This is a genomic window from Pseudomonas sp., from assembly GCF_030147005.1.
Classification (GTDB): domain Bacteria; phylum Pseudomonadota; class Gammaproteobacteria; order Pseudomonadales; family Pseudomonadaceae; genus Aquipseudomonas.
In genome coordinates, this window is record NZ_JASLAW010000135.1 from 1 (window position 1) to 18,462 (window position 18,462).

At 61.6% G+C, this 18,462-nt stretch carries 15 protein-coding genes; 10 read left to right on the forward strand and 5 right to left on the reverse strand.

Annotated elements, in window-relative coordinates:
• Positions 1 to 209: 209 nt before the first annotated feature.
• Positions 210 to 2,033, forward strand: coding sequence for a serine hydrolase domain-containing protein (locus Q1V60_RS12355; protein ID WP_300630614.1), 1,824 nt, complete (start codon positions 210 to 212; stop codon positions 2,031 to 2,033).
• 157 nt (positions 2,034 to 2,190) lie between these two features.
• Here Q1V60_RS12355 and Q1V60_RS12360 read toward each other — a convergent pair whose 3' ends face one another.
• Both Q1V60_RS12360 and Q1V60_RS12365 read right to left on the reverse strand, forming a co-directional pair.
• Entirely contained in the window at positions 2,191 to 3,468 is a 1,278-nt protein-coding gene (locus tag Q1V60_RS12360; protein WP_300630615.1) for an ATP-binding protein, read from the reverse strand.
• Complete coding sequence (locus Q1V60_RS12365) at positions 3,469 to 4,176, reverse strand: winged helix-turn-helix domain-containing protein (protein ID WP_300630617.1); 708 nt, start codon at positions 4,174 to 4,176, stop codon at positions 3,469 to 3,471.
• Between the two features lie 157 nt (positions 4,177 to 4,333).
• Between Q1V60_RS12365 and Q1V60_RS12370 the strand changes: the two genes are divergently transcribed.
• Complete coding sequence (locus Q1V60_RS12370; protein WP_300630619.1) at positions 4,334 to 5,533, forward strand: MFS transporter; 1,200 nt, start codon at positions 4,334 to 4,336, stop codon at positions 5,531 to 5,533.
• Here Q1V60_RS12370 and miaE read toward each other — a convergent pair.
• Entirely contained in the window at positions 5,489 to 6,091 is a 603-nt protein-coding gene (miaE, locus tag Q1V60_RS12375; protein WP_300630621.1) for a tRNA isopentenyl-2-thiomethyl-A-37 hydroxylase MiaE, read from the reverse strand. The genes Q1V60_RS12370 and miaE overlap by 45 nt on opposite strands.
• A 146-nt stretch (positions 6,092 to 6,237) precedes the next feature.
• Here miaE and Q1V60_RS12380 point away from each other — a divergent pair, with 146 nt between their 5' ends.
• Positions 6,238 to 7,101 carry a universal stress protein gene (locus tag Q1V60_RS12380; protein ID WP_300630623.1) on the forward strand — a complete coding sequence of 288 codons (864 nt, stop codon included), beginning with the start codon at positions 6,238 to 6,240 and terminating at the stop codon, positions 7,099 to 7,101.
• Between the two features lie 176 nt (positions 7,102 to 7,277).
• Here the strand turns inward: Q1V60_RS12380 and Q1V60_RS12385 are convergent, their stop codons facing one another.
• Complete coding sequence (locus tag Q1V60_RS12385; RefSeq protein ID WP_300630625.1) at positions 7,278 to 7,763, reverse strand: DUF1289 domain-containing protein; 486 nt, start codon at positions 7,761 to 7,763, stop codon at positions 7,278 to 7,280.
• Positions 7,764 to 8,158: 395 nt separating this feature from the next.
• Here Q1V60_RS12385 and acnB point away from each other — a divergent pair, with 395 nt between their 5' ends.
• Positions 8,159 to 10,768: a bifunctional aconitate hydratase 2/2-methylisocitrate dehydratase gene (acnB, locus tag Q1V60_RS12390; protein ID WP_300630640.1), complete on the forward strand. Its 2,610-nt coding sequence runs from the start codon at positions 8,159 to 8,161 to the stop codon at positions 10,766 to 10,768.
• Between the two features lie 212 nt (positions 10,769 to 10,980).
• Here acnB and Q1V60_RS12395 read toward each other — a convergent pair whose 3' ends face one another.
• Entirely contained in the window at positions 10,981 to 12,258 is a 1,278-nt protein-coding gene (locus Q1V60_RS12395) for a serine/threonine transporter (protein ID WP_300630627.1), read from the reverse strand.
• A 406-nt stretch (positions 12,259 to 12,664) separates the two neighbouring features.
• Here Q1V60_RS12395 and Q1V60_RS12400 point away from each other — a divergent pair, with 406 nt between their 5' ends.
• The 6 genes from Q1V60_RS12400 (at position 12,665) to Q1V60_RS12425 (ending at position 18,247) form a co-directional block, all read left to right on the forward strand.
• On the forward strand, positions 12,665 to 13,210 hold the full coding sequence (locus Q1V60_RS12400) for a cysteine hydrolase family protein (protein WP_300630628.1): 546 nt from the start codon (positions 12,665 to 12,667) through the stop codon (positions 13,208 to 13,210).
• A gap of 108 nt (positions 13,211 to 13,318) precedes the next feature.
• Entirely contained in the window at positions 13,319 to 14,272 is a 954-nt protein-coding gene (locus tag Q1V60_RS12405) for a 2-hydroxyacid dehydrogenase (protein WP_300630630.1), read from the forward strand.
• Positions 14,273 to 14,401: 129 nt separating this feature from the next.
• Positions 14,402 to 15,469 carry a phosphotransferase family protein gene (locus Q1V60_RS12410; protein ID WP_300630632.1) on the forward strand — a complete coding sequence of 356 codons (1,068 nt, stop codon included), beginning with the start codon at positions 14,402 to 14,404 and terminating at the stop codon, positions 15,467 to 15,469.
• A 22-nt stretch (positions 15,470 to 15,491) separates the two neighbouring features.
• The gene (locus Q1V60_RS12415) at positions 15,492 to 16,259 is read left to right on the forward strand and encodes an SDR family oxidoreductase (RefSeq protein ID WP_300630634.1); all 768 of its coding nucleotides are present in this window, start codon (positions 15,492 to 15,494) and stop codon (positions 16,257 to 16,259) included.
• Between the two features lie 69 nt (positions 16,260 to 16,328).
• Positions 16,329 to 17,762 (forward strand): PLP-dependent aminotransferase family protein, encoded by a 1,434-nt coding sequence (locus tag Q1V60_RS12420; RefSeq protein ID WP_300630636.1) that lies wholly within the window; start codon positions 16,329 to 16,331, stop codon positions 17,760 to 17,762.
• An 83-nt stretch (positions 17,763 to 17,845) separates the two neighbouring features.
• Positions 17,846 to 18,247, forward strand: coding sequence for a cupin domain-containing protein (locus tag Q1V60_RS12425; protein WP_300630638.1), 402 nt, complete (start codon positions 17,846 to 17,848; stop codon positions 18,245 to 18,247).
• The last annotated feature ends 215 nt before the right edge of the window (positions 18,248 to 18,462 follow it).

An 18,462-nucleotide genomic window follows, 5' to 3' on the forward strand; every position in this document is an offset into this window, starting at 1 on the left:
CCAATGGCGCGGCAACATTGCCTGGCATCTGGCAGTGCCGCGCTACCGGGAAATACGTTTCCAGGGCCAGTAACACGCTGCGCTTACATCTTCAGCCAGTGCGGGCCGGCGTTAACACTCTTTGACAGTTTCCCGACAAAGCACTCAAAGATTGTGCGCCGCCACGGCCTTAGCATTCGAGCCTCCAAACCAACATTCGGGTGCTGTTCATGTTTCGCACGCTACGCGGTATTCCGCTGTTGGGTTGCCTGTTGGGCACTGTCGGTTGCCAGGGGCAACCGCCAGCCCCGCCGTCGATTCAAAAAGGCGATTACGGCGCGATCATCCGCTACCTGCAAAACCGTATCCCTCGTGAAATGGCCCAGGAGAATGTGGCGGGGTTGTCGATTGCGCTGGTCCATGGCCAGCAACTGGTCTGGGCCAGCGGCTTCGGCCTGGCCGACAAGGCCAGGGGTGTGCCAGTAACCCCCGACACGGCGTTTCGCGCCGGGGACCTCTCCAAGCTGCTCACCGCCACCGCGACCTTGCAACTGGTGGAGCAACAGCGCCTGGCGCTGGATGCGCCGCTGCAACAAACCTTGCGCGAGTTCCACGTACGTTCGCGGTTTCACAGCGACCAGGACGAGGCGGATCGTGCGATTACCTTGCGCCGTTTGCTCAGCCATCAGTCCGGCTTGCCCAGTGAGCATTTGCGCGACCTGCACAGCACCTACGCCATGGGCCAGATGCCGCAGCGCGTTTCAGGCGTATGGCTGAGCAGCCCACCCGGCTCCCAGGTGGCTTACTCCAATCTGGGCTACGCCCTGGTGGGAGCGGCCATCGAGCGCAGCTCCGGCAGAAGCTTCGAGGCGCAACTGCAAAACAGCCTGCTCAAGCCTCTGGAAATGAATCATTCAAGCTTCGTCGGCACCAGCGCGCAATCGAGCTACCGCGCCCTGGGCTACGAAGAAGGCAAACCCGGCAACGACGCACAACTGCGTGACCTCGCCGCCGGGAACCTGTGGGCCAGCCCCAAAGACCTCAGCCACTTCGTGCGCATGCTGTTCGCCAAAGGCGTCTACCAGGGCAACCGGGTACTGGGCAGCGCGTCGATCGACGAGATGCTCACCCAGCAGAACACCGGCAACGCCCTGGATTTCGACTGCCAGATGGGTCTGGGCTGGTTTCTGGCCCCATGCGGGGACGAGCCGGTCGCCCCTGGCGTACGCGCCTATCAGCACAGCGGTGACGTCGATGATTTCGCCGCGCAGTTGAGCGTACTGCCGGATCAACAACTGGCCGTCATCATCATGGCCAACGACAGCAGTGCCGAAGCGAGGGTGGCGGCGTTGGCCACCGACGCCTTGCGCCTGATGCTTCAGGCGCAGACCGGTACGCCGGTCTGCGCGGATGGCTGTCAGGCTCCGAGCCACGGCCTCAAACTGCGCCAAGTGCCGGCCGCGGTCGACCGCAAGCGCCTGGCCGGGTTTTACGCAACCGCCTGGGGTGTGTTTCGTATCAAGGATGATGGCGGACGCCTGGCCGGCGAACTGGCCGGGCATGACTTCGAGCTGCTGCGCGACGATCAGGGTTGGCTGCGCGCGCAGAAAAAATTCCTCGGCTTCTGGCTCAAGGACCTTGGCGAATTGGGCCGTGTGCAACTGGACGTGATCAGGGTACAAGGCCGGCAGATACTCACCGCCCGCAGCCACGGCCAACGCGTTGCCGTCGGCGAACGCATCGAGCCGCCGCCGCTGCCCATGGCGTGGGCGGACACCGTCGGCACCTACCAGGTGCTCAATAGCCATGAGCCCGATGCGCCGTTGAGCGGCATCAGCGTGCGCCTGGAGGACGGCTTCCTGGTGATTCGCGGCCAGTTGCACGATGAACCACTGACCGACTACATCCTGCTGCCCGTCGATAACGCCCACGCGGTATTGGCCGGCAGCGGCTATGGCCTGGGCGATACCGTCAGCCGCCAGATCAACGGCCTGAGCGCTTCGGGCTACGCCTTCAAACGTCTGCAATCGCCCCTCAAGAGCTTGCATTTCTAACCTGGACGAACTGCCGACTCAGGCACGCCGGTGTCACCAAAGCAGGACGTTGAAATAACTCAGCCTGGAACGTGGCATGGGCTTCAAGGAGCTCATTTACGCCGGCAGGCCAGGCTATGTCGGCAGGCTCGCATCTCACTTCGAACTACGGCGGCCCTTACTCGGCATACGCCCACGTCATCCGAAACGACGCCCCACCCCACTCCGAGTCCAGCACTTGCACCTGCCCGCCATGCCATTGGCTGACCCGCTGGACCAACGCCAGGCCCAGGCCGAAGCCACCGGTACGGCGGTCGCGGCTTGAGTCCAGGCGCATGAAGGGTTCAAAGATCTTCGCCCGGCCCTCGAGCGGAACGCCCGGGCCGTCGTCGTTAATCCGCACTTCGTAACCGCTGCCGAAGCGGGTCAATGACACTTCAACCCGACGGTCGGCATAGCGAATGGCGTTACGCAGCAGGTTGATCACCGCGCGAGCCATGAAACGTGGCTCTATGCGAATCACATCGACCTCACAGGTACGCAGCGACAACTGCACCCCCGCGGCCTCAGCCTCCAGCGCCACGCTGCCGATCACGCTGTCCAGCCAACTGTGGGCCTCGATGTTTTCGCGGGTGACCTGGGTCGCGCCGCGCTCCAGGCTGGCGTAGGTCAACAGCTCGGACACCATTTCTTCCAGCTCGCCAAGGTCAGCGTACATATCGGCGATCAGCTCGCGGCTTTGGCGCGGATCGGCCTGTTGCTTGAGCTGGTCAAGCTCAAAGGACAAGCGCGCAATGGGCGTGCGCAGTTCGTGGGATACCGCGTTGGTCAGATCGCGCTGGTTGGCGATCAGGCTCTCGATGCGCTCGGCCATCTGGTTGAAGTGCCCGGCCAGCGCACGCACGGTGGAACGGCGCGGCAACAGGATGCGCGAGCCGAGGTCGTTGTCGCCAAAGCGCTGCGCCGCCAGGCGGATGTGCTCCAGGTCGCGCCAGTGCGGGCGCACCCAGAAATACAGGACGATGGCCAGGCTCACACCGAGAAAACCGTAGGCCCACAGGTAGAGCCATTTGGGTTCCTCCGGCAGTTGGATTTCAAGCAATTGCGCGCCGCCGTCGATAGGCGCAAGGAATTTCATGAAGTCCTCGCGCACTACCACTTGGCCAGCCGCCAGGAGTGCCTGCTCGCGCTCGCTCAGGTGCTGGCCGTCGCGCTGCACCAGTTGCAGGCGCAGCCCGTAATGCGGTTGCAGCTCATCCAGGCGTGCCTGGCGCGCCGGCCCCTGCACCGGTCGCAATTGCTCCACCAAGGCCCACGCCGGGCCGCGCAGGGCTTCACGGTTATAGGTTTCATTGGATTCGGGCATGTACGCGTCCAGGCCATAGGTGACCAGCCAGATCGCCCCGGCCAGGCCCAGCGCAAGGATCAGATACAGGCGCAGGTACAGGCGCAGCATCTAAACCTCCCACGCGAACGGATTGAACAGGTAGCCCTTGCCCCAGATGGTCTTGATGCACACCGGCTCACGCGGGTTGTCGTTGAGCTTGCCGCGCAGTTTGCTGATATAGACATCGACGCTGCGGTTCAGGCCATCGAACGCAATGCCGCGCATGCGGTTGAGGATGTCGTCGCGCGAGAGGATGGTGCCCGAGCTGCTCGCCAGCAGCCACAGCAGTTCGAACTCCATGGTGGTGAGGTCAATCTGCTCATCGCCCAGCCTGACCACCCGGCAACTGCGATCGATCGACAACCGGCCGAATGCCAGGTGGCCGCGCACCGTCGGTTCGGGCACTTGCCGGCGTTGCAGGGCACGCAGGCGCGCCAGCAGGACCGGCGGCTTGATGGGCTTGATCACGTAATCGTCGGCGCCGGACTCAAGGCCCAGGATATGGTCCAGGTCATCTTCCTTGGCCGTCAGGATCACTATGGGCGTATCCGACACATTGCGAATCTCGCGGCACACATGCAGCCCGCTCTGGCCCGGCAGCATCAAGTCGAGCACGACCATCTTCGGCTTGAACGCAAGGAACGCCGCCAAGGCCAGATCGCCCCGGTGCACCACCTGCACTTCGAAACCATGCTGCGACAGAAAATGCGCGATCAGCCCTGCCAGCTTCTCATCGTCCTCGACGAGCAGGACCTTACCCAGACCCAGGTTTTCCATAAGTTCTCAGTGTGGATGCACGGATTGAAGTGCGGGCATTATAGGTGGCAAGCTGGTCGACGGGAGCAGCGGCCTCGCACGGTGCCGGGAAGCTTCATACTTTTAAGAGTTTTTAACAAATAGCCTGCAATCTTTTACGTCACTCGCAGGGAGTTATATGCGCAAGGACTACTTGGCGTTCTTCCTCTCATTGTTCCTGTCCCGGCTGGCCGACCAGATTCTGCTGTTCATCGTGCCGCTGATCGTGTTCCAGACCACCCACAGCGTGTCGTGGGCAGGCCTGGCATTTTTTGTCGAGTCGCTGCCGCGCTATTTGGCGTTTCCGGTGTGCGGGGCGTTGTGCGACAAGTTTTCCCCGGTGCGCATCCTGCATATCAGCCAGGTGTACCGGGCACTGGCCTGTGTGGTGGCGGTGGCGCTGTATGGGCTGTTCGACGGTATCCATTGGCTGGTGATGCTGTCCGCGTTGTGCGGAGTATTGACCACCCAGGGCATCATGGCGCGGGAAGTGGTGATGCCGCATATTTTCCAGCAGTACACCTACGCCAAGACCCTGTCCTATTCGCAGATTGCCGACCAGAGCGGTCTGGTGCTCGGGCCGTTGGTGGCGGCGCTGATGCTGGACGTGTGGGCCTGGCATTGGGTGGTGCTGGGGATCGCCGGGCTGTTCGTGCTGGCCGACCTGGCGATGTTGATCTGGCAGCGCAACACCACGGTGAACCTGCAGCCCCATGCTCAGCATCAGGATATCTGGCTGCAACCGCTGCGCGTCGCCTTCGGGCATATTCGCAACCTGGCGGTGTTGAAGCGCCTTATCACGTTGGCGGTGGGGGTGAACCTGATCATCGGCGTGACGCTGGCCACCTCGGCCGCCATGGTCACGGGCCACTATGCCGCCGACAAGGACGCCTACGCCCTGCTGCAAGCCGCCGGCGCGGTGGTCACCCTCGTGATTCTGTTTTACCTGGCGCGTTCGACCCTGCCGCTGAAGGTGCTCGGCGGGCTGTCGTATTCAATGATTGCCGTCGGCGCGCTGATCACCGCCATCAGCCCCGGCGTGTGGGCATACGCCGTGGGCTTCCTGCTGGTGACCGGTTTCGACAAGATGTTCAACGTGTACATGCGCAGCGCCCGTCAGCGGGTTATTCCGGTGCAGGATTTCGGCAAGACGGTGGGCGTGATCACCTTGCTCAATAACCTCGCCCAACCCTTGGCGGGCCTGATCATTGCGGTCTTGGCCGCGCCATTCGGCACGCAAACGGTGATCCTGCTGCTGACCGGGATCACCACCTTGATCGGCGTGGCCGTGGCCTCAGGCTGGCACGCCACTGTGAAAGCGGAACTCGACGTCGGCTGACTCGATCAGCGCCTGCTCGGCCGCCCTCACCCGTTCGATCACCTGGGCGATGTCCTTGGCGTCACCGTACTGGTACGCCAATTTCAAGTACCCCTGGAAGTGCCGCGCTTCGCTTTTGAGCAAACCGAAGTAGAACTTGCCGAGTTCTTCGTCCAAGTGCGGTACCAGCGCCTCGAAACGCTCACAGCTGCGCGCTTCGATAAAAGCGCCAACTACCAGGGTATCCACCAGCTTGACCGGCTCATGGTTGCGCACCACCTTGCGCAACCCCGAGGCGTAACGGCCGGCGGACAATTGGCGCAGCTCAACCTTGCGCTTTTTCATCAGGCGCATGACCTGCTCATGGTGCACCAGCTCTTCACGGGCCAGGCGCGACATCATATTGATCAGGTCGATGTGGCCGTGGTACTTGGCGATCAGGCTCAGGGCGGTGCTGGCGGCTTTGAATTCGCAGTTCTTGTGGTCGATCAGCAAGGTTTCCTGATCGGCCAACGCGGCCTGGACCCAGGCGTCGGGGGTGCGGCAGCCGAGGAATTCGTGGATTTCGGGCAGGATCATCGGGCTCACGGGCAAAGGATCACAAAAGGGCGCCGATTATACCGACCACGCCGCAGACCACCAGCCATGGGCCTTGATGTACATCAAGATGACGGCAGGCCAGCAGCAACTATAGTGATTGCAGACCCTTTCCTGGAGATCCGACCATGCAAGCCATTCGCAGCATCCTGGTGGTCATCGACCCCGAGCATTCGGAAAGCCTGGCCCTCAAGCGCGCCAAGCTGATCGCCGGGGTAACGGACGCACACCTGCACTTGCTGGTATGCGACAGGAAACATGAGCATTCAGCGCTGTTGAGCGTGCTCAAGGAAGGTTTGAAGAACGACGGCTACAGCGTCACCACCGAACAGGCCTGGAACGACCACCTGCATGACACCATCATCGATGTGCAGCAGGCCGAAGGTTGCGGCCTGGTAATCAAACAGCACTTCCCCGACAGCCCGCTGAAAAAAGCCCTGCTGACGCCAGCGGACTGGAAACTGTTGCGCTACTGCCCGACGCCGGTGCTGTTGGTCAAGACCGCCACGCCATGGGCCGGCGGAGTGGTCCTGGCGGCCATCGACGTGGGCAATACCGACAGCGAACACCGCTCGCTGCATAATTCCATCATCGACCACGGTTTCGATATCGCCAGCCTGGCCAAGGCGCAGTTGCACGTGATCAGCGCGCACCCATCGCCGATGCTGTCGGCGGCAGACCCGACGTTCCAACTCAAGGAAACCATCGAGACGCGCTACCGCGAGCAGTGCCGGGCATTCCAGGCTGAGTTCGACGTGGACGACAAGCACCTGCACGTCGAGGAAGGCCCGGCGGACGTACTCATCCCGCATCTGGCGCATAAACTGCACGCGGCCGTGACGATTATCGGCACCGTCGGGCGCACCGGGATTACCGGAGCGCTGATCGGCAATACCGCAGAGGTGGTGCTCGATGCGGTGGAAAGCGATGTGCTGGTACTTAAACCGCAGACGTTGATGGATCATCTGGAGGCGTTGGCTGGCGAGGCGTGACTCATAAAGTGTCAGTCAAACGTACATCACCCGCTGCTGCAGGAGCGAGCTTGCGCGCGAAAAACGTCAACGATAACGCGCGTTGCCTGACTAATCGCGACGCTTACAGGTTTTTCGCGAGCAAACTTGCGCCTACAAAAAGCCTAAACCGGCATCAGGGCTTGCGCCCTCCCACATTATGGCTTTGTGCCTTCAATCAGTAATGCATCCCTGAGGAACCCCGGCGCGATGTAGCGTTGGTAATGCGCCTCGGACAGGATAAAGAACTCCCGGTCAATCGCATCACGCAATTGCGGCAGCGCCCAGTCGCGAAACTCCGGCAGCAGCACCATGCCGTAGGCCTCCAGGTTATTGATCACCCGCGCCCCACGCGCGATCAATTGATAAGCCCAGCAATATTCGGATTGGTGCGGCACGAAGCGAATCTTGCGTTGTTCCAACTGCCCGCGCAGGGCCTTGGGATCGAAAACCTCCACTTTGCCGGCCATCACCTGCACCAGTAATTGCTCGAGCCTGAGCCAGACCGCTCGCTTTTCTTCTTCGTTATAGCCGTTCCACTGGATCACCTCATGGTGAAAGCGCTTGCAGCCGCGGCACACGAGATCGCCGTAGACCGTGGAGCACAGGCCGACGCAGGGGGTCTTGATGGTTTGGTTGGGCATGGGCGAAAACACGCAGATCAGCGAAACAGGGCGCCATGTTAGCCCTTTGTCTAAGGTTGATCACCCTGCAAACTTGGTGACGCAACTTACCTTTAGTTTTTTTTTGCCGTAGAATCACCCGGCCTTGTAAGGCGCCAATAATCCGCTGGAAGCTGTTTTCAAAGCGTCACGAGCACAGTCGTTCCTTCAGAACGGTGTTGGCGCAGACTTGACCCCGGTAGGTCAACACTGCGCCAACCCTCATCAGCTCCGTTCTGCAGGCGTAAAACTTTGAAAGCAGCTTCTGTAAGGAACGCCGGCAGCGCTGGCTTTGCGGCCCAAAAAGCCCCCGAGCGCACGCGTGCCGGTCGTTCCTGGATGAGCGTCCCGTGGGACCACTGATGAGGGTAATAACTGTGCTTGAAGCCTACCGCAAACATATCGAAGAGCGTGCAGCCCTGGGTATCGTTCCCCAGCCGCTTAACGCCGAACAAACCGCAGGCCTGGTCGAGCTGCTGAAAAATCCCCCGGCTGGCGAAGAAGAATTCCTCGTTGACCTGATCACCAACCGCATTCCACCGGGCGTTGACGAAGCTGCCTACGTCAAGGCCGGCTTCCTGTCCGCCCTGGCCAAAGGCGAAGCCACCTCCCCCCTGATCGACAAAAAGCGCGCTGTTGAACTGCTGGGCACCATGCAAGGCGGCTACAACATCGTGACGTTGGTCGAGCTGCTGGACGACGCCGAGCTGGCGCCTGTCGCGGCCGCCCAACTCAAGCACACCCTGCTGATGTTCGATGCGTTCCACGACGTGGCGGAAAAAGCCCGCAATGGCAACGAACACGCCAAAGGCGTGATCCAGTCCTGGGCCGACGGCGAATGGTTCAGCAACCGCCCGACCCTGGCCGACAAGATCAGCCTGCGCGTGTTCAAGGTCACCGGCGAAACCAACACCGACGACCTGTCCCCTGCCCCGGACGCCTGGTCCCGCCCTGACATCCCGCTGCACGCCCTGGCCATGCTGAAAATGGCCCGTGAAGGCATCGTGCCGGACGAGCAAGGCAAAACCGGCCCGATGAAGCAGATCGAAGAGATGCGCAGCCAAGGCTTCCCCATCGCCTACGTCGGTGACGTGGTCGGTACGGGTTCCTCGCGCAAATCGGCAACCAACTCGGTACTGTGGTTCTTCGGCGACGACGTGCCTTACGTGCCGAACAAGCGCGCCGGCGGTTTCTGCTTCGGCAGCAAGATCGCTCCGATCTTCTACAACACCATGGAAGATGCGGGCGCACTGCCAATCGAATTCGACGTGACCAACATGAACATGGGCGACGTGATCGACCTGTACCCTCATGCTGGCAAAGTCTGCAAACACGGCACCGACGAAGTCCTGACCACCTTCGAAATGAAGACCCCGGTGCTGTTGGACGAAGTTCGCGCCGGCGGCCGTATTCCGCTGATCATCGGTCGCGGCCTGACCGACAAGGCCCGTGCCGAACTGGGCCTGGGCCCTACCGACCTGTTCAAGCTGCCTGAAGCGCCTGTCGACACCGGCAAAGGCTTCACCCTGGCGCAGAAAATGGTCGGCAAGGCGTGCGGCCTGCCGGAAGGCAAAGGCGTTCGTCCCGGCACCTACTGCGAGCCGAAGATGACCACCGTGGGCTCCCAGGACACCACCGGTCCCATGACCCGTGATGAACTCAAGGACCTGGCGTGCCTGGGCTTCTCGACCGATCTGGTGATGCAGTCTTTCTGCCACACTGCGGCTTACCCCAAGCCGATCGACGTGACCACCCACCACACCCTGCCTGACTTCATCATGACCCGTGGCGGCGTATCGCTGCGTCCAGGCGACGGCATCATCCACAGCTGGCTGAACCGCATGCTGCTGCCGGACACCGTCGGCACCGGTGGTGACTCCCACACCCGCTTCCCGATGGGCATCTCGTTCCCGGCCGGCTCCGGTCTGGTCGCGTTCGCCGCAGCCACCGGCGTGATGCCGCTGGACATGCCGGAATCGATCCTGGTGCGTTTCAAAGGCAAGATGAAGCCTGGCATCACCCTGCGTGACCTGGTGCATGCCATTCCTTACTACGCGATCCAGGCTGGCCTGTTGACCGTAGAGAAGAAAGGCAAGAAAAACGCCTTCTCCGGCCGCATCCTGGAAATCGAAGGCCTGAACGACCTGACGCTGGAACAGGCTTTCGAGCTGTCCGACGCCTCGGCTGAACGTTCGGCTGCCGGTTGCACCATCAAGCTGTCCAAGGACTCCGTCACCGAGTACCTGAACTCCAACATCACCCTGCTGCGCTGGATGATCGGCGAAGGCTACGGCGATGCACGCACCCTGGAACGTCGCGCCCAAGCGATGGAAGCCTGGGTGGCCAACCCGGAATTGATGGAAGCCGATGCCGACGCCGAATACGCCGAAATCATCGAGATCGACCTGGCGGAAATCAACGAGCCGATTCTCTGCGCACCGAACGACCCGGACGATGCCCGTCTGCTGTCCAGCGTTGCCGGTGAGAAAATCGACGAAGTGTTCATCGGTTCGTGCATGACCAACATCGGTCACTTCCGCGCTGCAGGCAAGCTGCTCGAGCAGGTCAAGGGCCAGCTGCCAACCCGTCTGTGGCTGTCGCCGCCGACCAAGATGGACGCTCACCAGCTGACTGAAGAAGGCTACTACGGCATCTACGGCAAGGCTGGCGCGCGTATGGAAATGCCGGGCTGCTCGCTGTGCATGGGTAACCAGGCGCGTGTAGAGCCGAATTCGACCGTCGTGTCGACTTCGACCCGTAACTTCCCGAACCGTCTGGGCGATGGCGCAAACGTCTACCTGGCCTCGGCTGAGCTGGCGGCAGTCGCCTCTACCCTGGGTCGCCTGCCGACCGTTGAGGAGTACATGGGCTACGCGGCGAAACTGGACACCATGGCCAGTGACGTCTACCGCTACCTCAACTTCGACCAGATCGCCGAGTTCCGCAAGATCGCGGCAAGCGCCAACATCCCGGTGATTCAAGCTTAACGGTGTGTTGATGTAGCTATACCTAGTAAAAAAGCGCCGCGTATCGCAAGGTACGCGGCGCTTTTTTATGCCTGGAATACGGTTCTGATACCACTGAAAGCAAATGGGGAGCGGGCTTGCTCGCGAATGCGGTCTGTCAGCCACATCATCAGTGACTGATCAACTGCATTCGCGAGCACGCCCGCTCCCACATTTTTTTAGCGCATCAAACCTTACGCAATCAGCGAATACACCAACGCTGTAATCGCCACCAACCCCACCGCGGTGACAAACACATTCGACGCTTGCCCACGGTACTTGGCCATGGCCGGCACCTTGCGGATGGCGTACATCGGCATCAGGAACAGGATCGACGCAATCACCGGCCCACCCAGGGTCTCGATCATGCCAAGGATGCTCGGGTTAAGCGTGGCGACGACCCAGCACACCAGCAGCATGAAGGCGGCGGTCATGCGGTCCAGGGACTTGGCCGCCGGACGGCGACCGGTCTTCAGCACCAGGCCCTTGAGGCCCTCGCTGGCACCGATGTAGTGGCCCAGGAACGACTTGGCAATCGCCACGAACGCGATCAACGGCGCGGCGAAGGCGATGGTCGGGTTGTCGAAGTGGTTGGCCAGGTACGACAGGATCGACAGGTTCTGCGCCTTCGCCTCGGCCAACTGTGCCGGTGACAGGGTCAGCACGCAGCTGAACACGAAGAACAGCACCATCGCCACCATCAACAGATGCGCGCGGCACAGGATCTGCGAGCTGCGCGCTTCGGCGTGTGCGCCGTACTGGCGTTTCTGGTCCACCGCAAAAGCCGAGATGATCGGCGAATGGTTGAACGAGAACACCATCACCGGAATCGCCAGCCACAAAGTGCTGAGCAGGGCCGACGGTGCCGGAACCTCACTGGCGGTACTGAGGATGCCGCCATTCCAATGCGGCACCAGGTATACGGCGAGGAACAGCAAGGCCACGATAAACGGATACACCATCAGGCTCATGGCCTTGACGATCACCTGTTCACCGCAACGCACCACCGCCAGCAGGCCCAGGATCAGCACAAACGCCAGGGCTGCCCGAGGCGGCGGCATGATGTGCAATTGGTGTTCCATGAAACTGCTGACGGTGTTGGTCAGGGCCACGCTGTAGATAAGCAGGATCGGGAAGATCGCAAAAAAATACAGCAAGGTGATCAGGGCGCCGGCCTTGAGGCCGAAATGCTCTTCGACCACGTCGGTGATGTCGGAACCTTCCCGACCGGACAGTACGAAACGGGTCAGCCCACGGTGGGCAAAGAACGTCATCGGGAACGCCAGCAGCGCCAGGATCACCAGCGGCCAGAAGCCCCCCAGGCCCGCGTTGATCGGCAAGAACAAAGTACCGGCGCCGATGGCGGTGCCGAACAGCCCAAGCATCCAGGTGGTGTCCTGGCGGCTCCAGCTTGTGAGCGTTGCAGGTGTCGTTGCATAGCGATCGTTGACGCTATTGGCCTGATCATTCATCCGGTCGGATCTCCGCATTCACACGGCCGGGACGAGTCAGAAAACCTGACAGGCAGCGCCCCGACCTCAACAGGGGCGCGATTGTCCGGGATTCTTTTGAATAAGCAAAGACTTAGCTGAGGAATGGTCAGGCGGAGCAGCTGTTCGAGCGGGGCCGCAGCTGTTGATTGCGTTAGGCGCAACCGGACACGCCCGTTGACACCCTCGCGCCCGCCCCAGCATGATCCGGGCATGAATCGTATTGAGTTGTTCCCCACCCGCGCTACCACGACCACCGCTGACGGCGGGTCGTACGGTTGCTGTGGGTGGTTTATCTAAAGACATCCCTGACGTAACCCAAAGCCCCGCCAGCAATGGACGGGGCTTTTTATTGCTCCGCCATCCGGCACTCACAAGGAGCAAGACCATGGCAGCAGCCCTTTTGATCATCGATATGCAAAGAGGCTTGTACGACGGACCGCAAAAACCCTTCGAACGTGAACGGGTGCTGCACACCATCAATCAATTGATCCGGCGCGCCCGCACCGCCAACGCGCCCATCCTGGTCGCGCGTCACACCGGCCCTGCCGGCTCCCCCATCGAAGCCGGCAGCTCGCTCTGGCAACTGTGGGGTGGCCTGGAGGTCGACGAATCCCGTGACTACCTGTTCAACAAAACCAGGCCAAGCTGTTTCCTGGGTACCGACCTGGCGCAAAAACTGGCGCAGACGCGCATCAGTGAGCTGGTGATTGTGGGCATGAAAACCCAGTTCTGTGTCGACACCACGTGCAGAGTGGCGGTGGAGTTGGGCTTCTCGGTGGTGTTGCCGCAGGACGGCCATACATGCATGGTCACCCCCGCCTTAACGGCCATGGCGATTATTGATCATCACAATGAAACGTTAGCCGGAGTGTTTGTGAAGCGTATGAGCGCGGCCGAGGTCAGCTTTATGCAGCCCGTTCCTAAAATGTAGCCGGCGTCTGAAAATACGTTAGGAGCGAGCGCGCTCCTACCGTGACCTACGCTCCTTCTTACAAATCCCGCATACTCATGCCTCAAGTTTTTCAGGAAGAACCTTGCGATGCCTATCACTGTTCTGGTCCTGGTTGAGACCATCAACGAATACCTGCAAATCATCGAGAGCAATGATTTCCATGTGATCCTGGCGCCGACGGCCGCCGAACGCGCGCAGGCGATCAAGGCTCACGGCGGGCAGATCAAGGCCGTTTTGACCCGTGGGCCGCTGGGGCTGTATGCCGACGAAATCGCTGCGTTGCCGCTGCTGGAAATCATCTGCGTGATCGGTGCCGGCTACGAACATGTGGACCTGCAGGCAGCCGCCAACCGTGGGATTGTGGTGACTAACGGTGCAGGCGTGAACGCGCCGTCGGTGGCCGATCATGCCATGGCGCTGCTGCTGTCGCTGGTACGCGGTATCACCCAGACCGACGCCGCCGTGCGCCGCAACGAATGGCCGAAGGTGATGCGCCCTTCCCTGGGCGGCAAGCAACTGGGGATTCTCGGGCTGGGCGCCGTCGGCCTGGAGATCGCCAAGCGCGCATCCCTGGGATTCGGCATGGAGGTGAGCTACCACAACCGCCAACCTCGCGATGATGTGGATTACACCTACTGTTCAACCGTCGTGGAACTGGCGCGCACCTCGGATTTCCTGATCCTGGCCACGCCCGGTGGCGCCGGCACTCGCCATCTGATCGATCGCCACGCCCTCGACGCCCTGGGGCCGAACGGCTATCTGGTCAATATCGGCCGCGGCAGCGTAGTGGTCACCGCCGACCTGGTGGCGGCGCTGGAACAGCGGCGTATCGGCGGCGCCGCGCTGGACGTATTCGACGACGAACCCAAGGTGCCCGACGCGCTAAAACGCCTGGGCAATACGGTGCTGACCTCCCACGTGGCCGGCCTGTCACCGGAAGCTACCCACGATACGGTGCAACGGGTCGCCGACAACCTGCTGGAATACTTTGCCGGTCGCCCGGTACTTACGCCGGTGGCATTGCCGGCGCCCGTTAAATGACCGATCAGGCACGCTGATCCTACTTCAACACGCTAACCTATTAAGCCGCCCCGACCTTGTCGCTGGGCGGCGGCGCGCATTAGATTAGCCAATAGTCCAAGGCCTTTAGAATAAGCAGAAGGGATAAGCATGGCGCTTAACGACCAATCGACCCAGATTCGACCCGGCGAAGAACTTGATGCCAGCCTGATCGATCCCTACCTCAAGGCCCAGATTCCAGGCTTGCACGGTGCGGTCAAGATCAGCCAGTTTCCCGGCGGCGCCTCTAACCTGACGTATCTGCTGGAATACCCGGACCAGGAATTCGTGTTGCGTCGCCCGCCCTTCGGCCACAAGGCCAAGTCCGCCCACGACATGGGCCGTGAATATCGCATTCTCAACCAGCTTAAAGATGGCTTTCCGTATTGCCCCAAGGCCTATGTGCACTGCACCGATGAAGCGGTGATCGGCGCCGAATTCTATGTGATGGAGCGGGTCAACGGCATCATCCTGCGCTCAGACCTTCCCGCCGAGCTGGGCCTGGACGCGACGCGCACCGAAGCCCTGTGCAAAAGCTTTATCGACAAGTTCGTCGAACTGCATCAGGTCGACTACAGCGCCTGCGGCCTGGCCGACCTGGGCAAGCCGCAAGGCTATGTAGAGCGTCAGATCCGCGGCTGGAGCGAGCGCTACGAAAAAGCCCTGACCCCCGATGCTCCGCGCTGGGAAGCCGTGCGCGCGTGGCTCACCGACAAGATGCCGGCCGACCACCCGACCTCCAGCATCGTGCACAACGACTATCGCTTCGACAACGTGATCCTCGACCCGCACAACCCGATGCAGATCATCGGCGTGCTGGACTGGGAACTGACCACCCTCGGCGACCCGTTGATGGACCTGGGCAACACCCTCGCCTACTGGATCGAAGCCGCAGACCCCGCGCCCGTGCAGTTGATGCGCCGCCAGCCAAGCAATGCGCCCGGCATGCTCACCCGCCGCGAGTTCGTCGACTACTACGCAGAACGTTCGGGCATCCGGATCGACAATTTCGACTTCTACTACACCTACGGCCTGTTCCGCCTGGCCGGCATCGTGCAGCAGATCTACTACCGCTTCTTCCATGGCCAGACCCAGGACAAGCGCTTTGCCCAGTTCATCCACATGAACAAGCTGCTGGAACAGATGAGCCTGGCTGTCATCGGCAAATCCGCCCTCTGATAACAATCACAAGGAACCCTTCATGTCCAAGACCCAGTTGTTCGACCTCGACGGCAAGATTGCTTTCGTTTCCGGCGCCAGCCGTGGCATCGGCGAGGCCATCGCCAAGTTGCTGGCCCAACAAGGCGCCCACGTGATTGTCTCCAGCCGCAAACTCGAAGGCTGCCAGCACGTTGCCGACGCGATCATCGCCGACGGCGGCAAAGCCACCGCAGTTGCCTGCCATATCGGCGAAATGGAGCAGATCGCCCAAGTGTTCGCCGGTATCCGCGAACAGTTCGGCCGGCTGGACATCCTGGTCAACAACGCCGCGACCAACCCCCAGTTCTGCAACGTACTGGACACCGACCTCGGCGCGTTCCAGAAGACCGTCGACGTGAACATCCGCGGTTACTTCTTCATGTCGGTGGAAGCCGGCAAGCTGATGCGCGACAACGGCGGTGGCAGCATCATCAACGTGGCCTCCATCAACGGCATCTCCCCGGGTGTCTTCCAGGGCATCTATTCGGTGACCAAGGCCGCCGTGATCAACATGACCAAGGTGTTCGCCAAGGAATGCGCCGCGTTCGGCATCCGTTGCAATGCGCTGCTGCCGGGCCTGACCGACACCAAGTTCGCCTCGGCGCTGGTCAAGAACGACGCGATCCTGAAGATGGCCCTGGCGCAGATCCCGCTCAAGCGCGTGGCCGACCCGAGCGAAATGGCCGGCGCGGTGTTGTTCCTGGCCAGCGATGCATCGAGCTACACCACCGGTGTGTCGTTGAATGTGGACGGTGGTTTCCTGTCCTGACGCGACCTGGTTTCTTCAGATCGATTTGCGCGTAACCTTGGCGCAGATCGATCTGTCCCAGGATGAAACATGGAACTGCACCTCGTCATCAACGGCCGCAAGGACCTGGCTGCCCAGCTTTACCAGCAACTGCGAGAAGCCATCGCCACCGGACGGCTTTCAGCCGGCGCGCAATTGCCGCCCAGCCGACTGCTCGCCGAGCAATTGGGCATATCGCGCAAAACCGTGTCGGATACCTACGCCAACTTGACGTACGAAGGCCTGCTGGTCGGCAGGATCGGCCGGGGCACCTTCGTCAATGCGTGGGCACCTGAGCCTGATCGTGTGCAGACCGCCACCGACCTGGCCTGCGCCGCCAACCTGGGCCGATGGGCGGCGCTGCCCTCGCCCATGCACCACCCCGCCAGCGACGCCATCCTGCGCTACGAATTTATCGGCGGGGCGACCACGCGCAATCAGTTCCCCCAGGAAGAATGGCGGCGCTGCACCCTGGATGCGTTGCGCCGTATCGCCCAAAACAGTGGTTTCTACAGCCAGCCGGAAGGCTTGCTGGCACTGCGCGAGGCCATCGCCGGGCATATCGCTTTTTCTCGCGGAGTGAAATGTCGCGCCAACAACATCGTCGTAACCAATGGCGCGCAGCAGGCGCTGGACCTGATCGCCCGCGTGGTGCTTGAGCCAGGCAGCATCGTCGCCATGGAAGACCCCGGCTACAGCCCGGCGCGCCAGTTGTTCGTGGCGATGGGGGCCAGGGTCGCCAGCGTTCCGGTGGATGCACAGGGCATTGAGGTGGACCAGATCCCGGATGGCACTCGACTCGTCTATGTGACGCCGTCCCACCAGTTTCCACTCGGCATGCCCATGAGCCTGGCCCGGCGTGAGGCCCTGCTCGATCGCGCCATCGCGCTCGGCGCGATCATCATCGAAGACGACTACGACAGCGAGTTCCGCTACGAAGGCCGCCCCACCGACTCTCTGCAAAGCATGGACACACGAGGCGTGGTGACCTACGTCGGCACCTTTTCGAAGACCCTGCTGCCGGAGTTGCGCCTGGGCTACGCGGTGTTGCCGCCGGCGATCTACGGCGCAGTGCTCAAGGCCAAGCAACTGACCGACCAGCACAGCTCTACCCTGCCGCAATGGGCGCTGGCCAAGTTCATCAGCGAAGGTTATCTGCTCAAACATATTCGCCGCTGCCACAGCGTGTATGCGGGGCGGCGCGAGCGGATTCTGCAACGCCTGGCGGGCGACCTGTCGCCCTGGTTCGAGGCGGTGCCGACGGTGGCCGGGTTCCATCTGGCGGCACTGTGCAAGGTGCCGTTAGATATCCCGCTGCTGATCGAACGGGCGCGCGAGGCGCAGGTGGGGCTGTATCCCCTGGATGTGTTTTTTCACGACGCCGCGGCGCGCTCGGGACTGATCCTCGGCTTCGGCGCCATCGAGACCCTCGATATCGACCCGGCGCTGGATAAGGTCCGCGACATTCTGCGGCAAATTGGCTAGGGAGTTTTCCGGCGGATTGGTCATTGGTCGATCAGGCCCCTGGGCGTAGGGTGAACGGGACTCGAACTACCTGGAAACCCCTCATGAAACGACTGATCGCCACCGCTGCACTGCTTGCCTCGCTCAACGCCTACGCCCACGAACCGGTGTACAACCAGGAAACGCTCAAGGTGCTGCAAGAGCATGCGTTGGCCAACGTGCCCGGCAAAAAAACCATCATGCTCACCGTGGACTATGCCCCCGGCCAGGCCACCGCCCCCCACAGCCACACCGGCACTGCCGTGGCTTATGTGCTCGAAGGCGCGATCACGTCACGGGTCAACGCTGAGAAAGCCATCACCTACAAAGTCGGCGATTCGTTCTACGAGCCCGCCGGTTCGCGGCACTTCGAATCGAGCAACGCCAGCCAGACCCAGCCCGCCAAGCTGCTGGTAGTGATGGTGCTGGATGACAAGGCCGACGTGCTGACGCCGCTTGCTCAATAAGCAGCCCCCCGATTTCGGCGGTATCGGTGACCACCTCACAAACGACAGGCATCAAGCTGACGGAACCCGGATCACATGCGGGAGCGGGCTTGCCCTAATGCCAGTCAGTTAAGACAGAACCGGTCCCTGTGGCGAGGGAGCTTGCTCCCGCTGGACTGCGTAGCAGTCCCATTTTTGGGGCCGCTTCGCGCCCCAACGGGAGCAAGCTCCCTCGC

Excerpts from the sequence above, each read along its gene's own strand:
- Q1V60_RS12380 (WP_300630623.1), top strand. The coding sequence starts at position 6,238 with ATGCAAGCCATTCGCAGCATCCTGGTGGTCATCGACCCCGAGCATTCG.
- Q1V60_RS12385 (WP_300630625.1), bottom strand. The coding sequence starts at position 7,763 with ATGCCCAACCAAACCATCAAGACCCCCTGCGTCGGCCTGTGCTCCACG.
- Q1V60_RS12405 (WP_300630630.1), top strand. The coding sequence starts at position 13,319 with ATGCCTATCACTGTTCTGGTCCTGGTTGAGACCATCAACGAATACCTG.
- Q1V60_RS12420 (WP_300630636.1), top strand. The coding sequence starts at position 16,329 with ATGGAACTGCACCTCGTCATCAACGGCCGCAAGGACCTGGCTGCCCAG.
- Q1V60_RS12365 (WP_300630617.1), bottom strand. The coding sequence starts at position 4,176 with ATGGAAAACCTGGGTCTGGGTAAGGTCCTGCTCGTCGAGGACGATGAG.
- Q1V60_RS12415 (WP_300630634.1), top strand. The coding sequence starts at position 15,492 with ATGTCCAAGACCCAGTTGTTCGACCTCGACGGCAAGATTGCTTTCGTT.
- miaE (WP_300630621.1), bottom strand. The coding sequence starts at position 6,091 with ATGATCCTGCCCGAAATCCACGAATTCCTCGGCTGCCGCACCCCCGAC.
- Q1V60_RS12400 (WP_300630628.1), top strand. The coding sequence starts at position 12,665 with ATGGCAGCAGCCCTTTTGATCATCGATATGCAAAGAGGCTTGTACGAC.
- Q1V60_RS12355 (WP_300630614.1), top strand. The coding sequence starts at position 210 with ATGTTTCGCACGCTACGCGGTATTCCGCTGTTGGGTTGCCTGTTGGGC.
- Q1V60_RS12370 (WP_300630619.1), top strand. The coding sequence starts at position 4,334 with ATGCGCAAGGACTACTTGGCGTTCTTCCTCTCATTGTTCCTGTCCCGG.
- Q1V60_RS12425 (WP_300630638.1), top strand. The coding sequence starts at position 17,846 with ATGAAACGACTGATCGCCACCGCTGCACTGCTTGCCTCGCTCAACGCC.
- Q1V60_RS12360 (WP_300630615.1), bottom strand. The coding sequence starts at position 3,468 with ATGCTGCGCCTGTACCTGCGCCTGTATCTGATCCTTGCGCTGGGCCTG.
- Q1V60_RS12410 (WP_300630632.1), top strand. The coding sequence starts at position 14,402 with ATGGCGCTTAACGACCAATCGACCCAGATTCGACCCGGCGAAGAACTT.
- Q1V60_RS12395 (WP_300630627.1), bottom strand. The coding sequence starts at position 12,258 with ATGAATGATCAGGCCAATAGCGTCAACGATCGCTATGCAACGACACCT.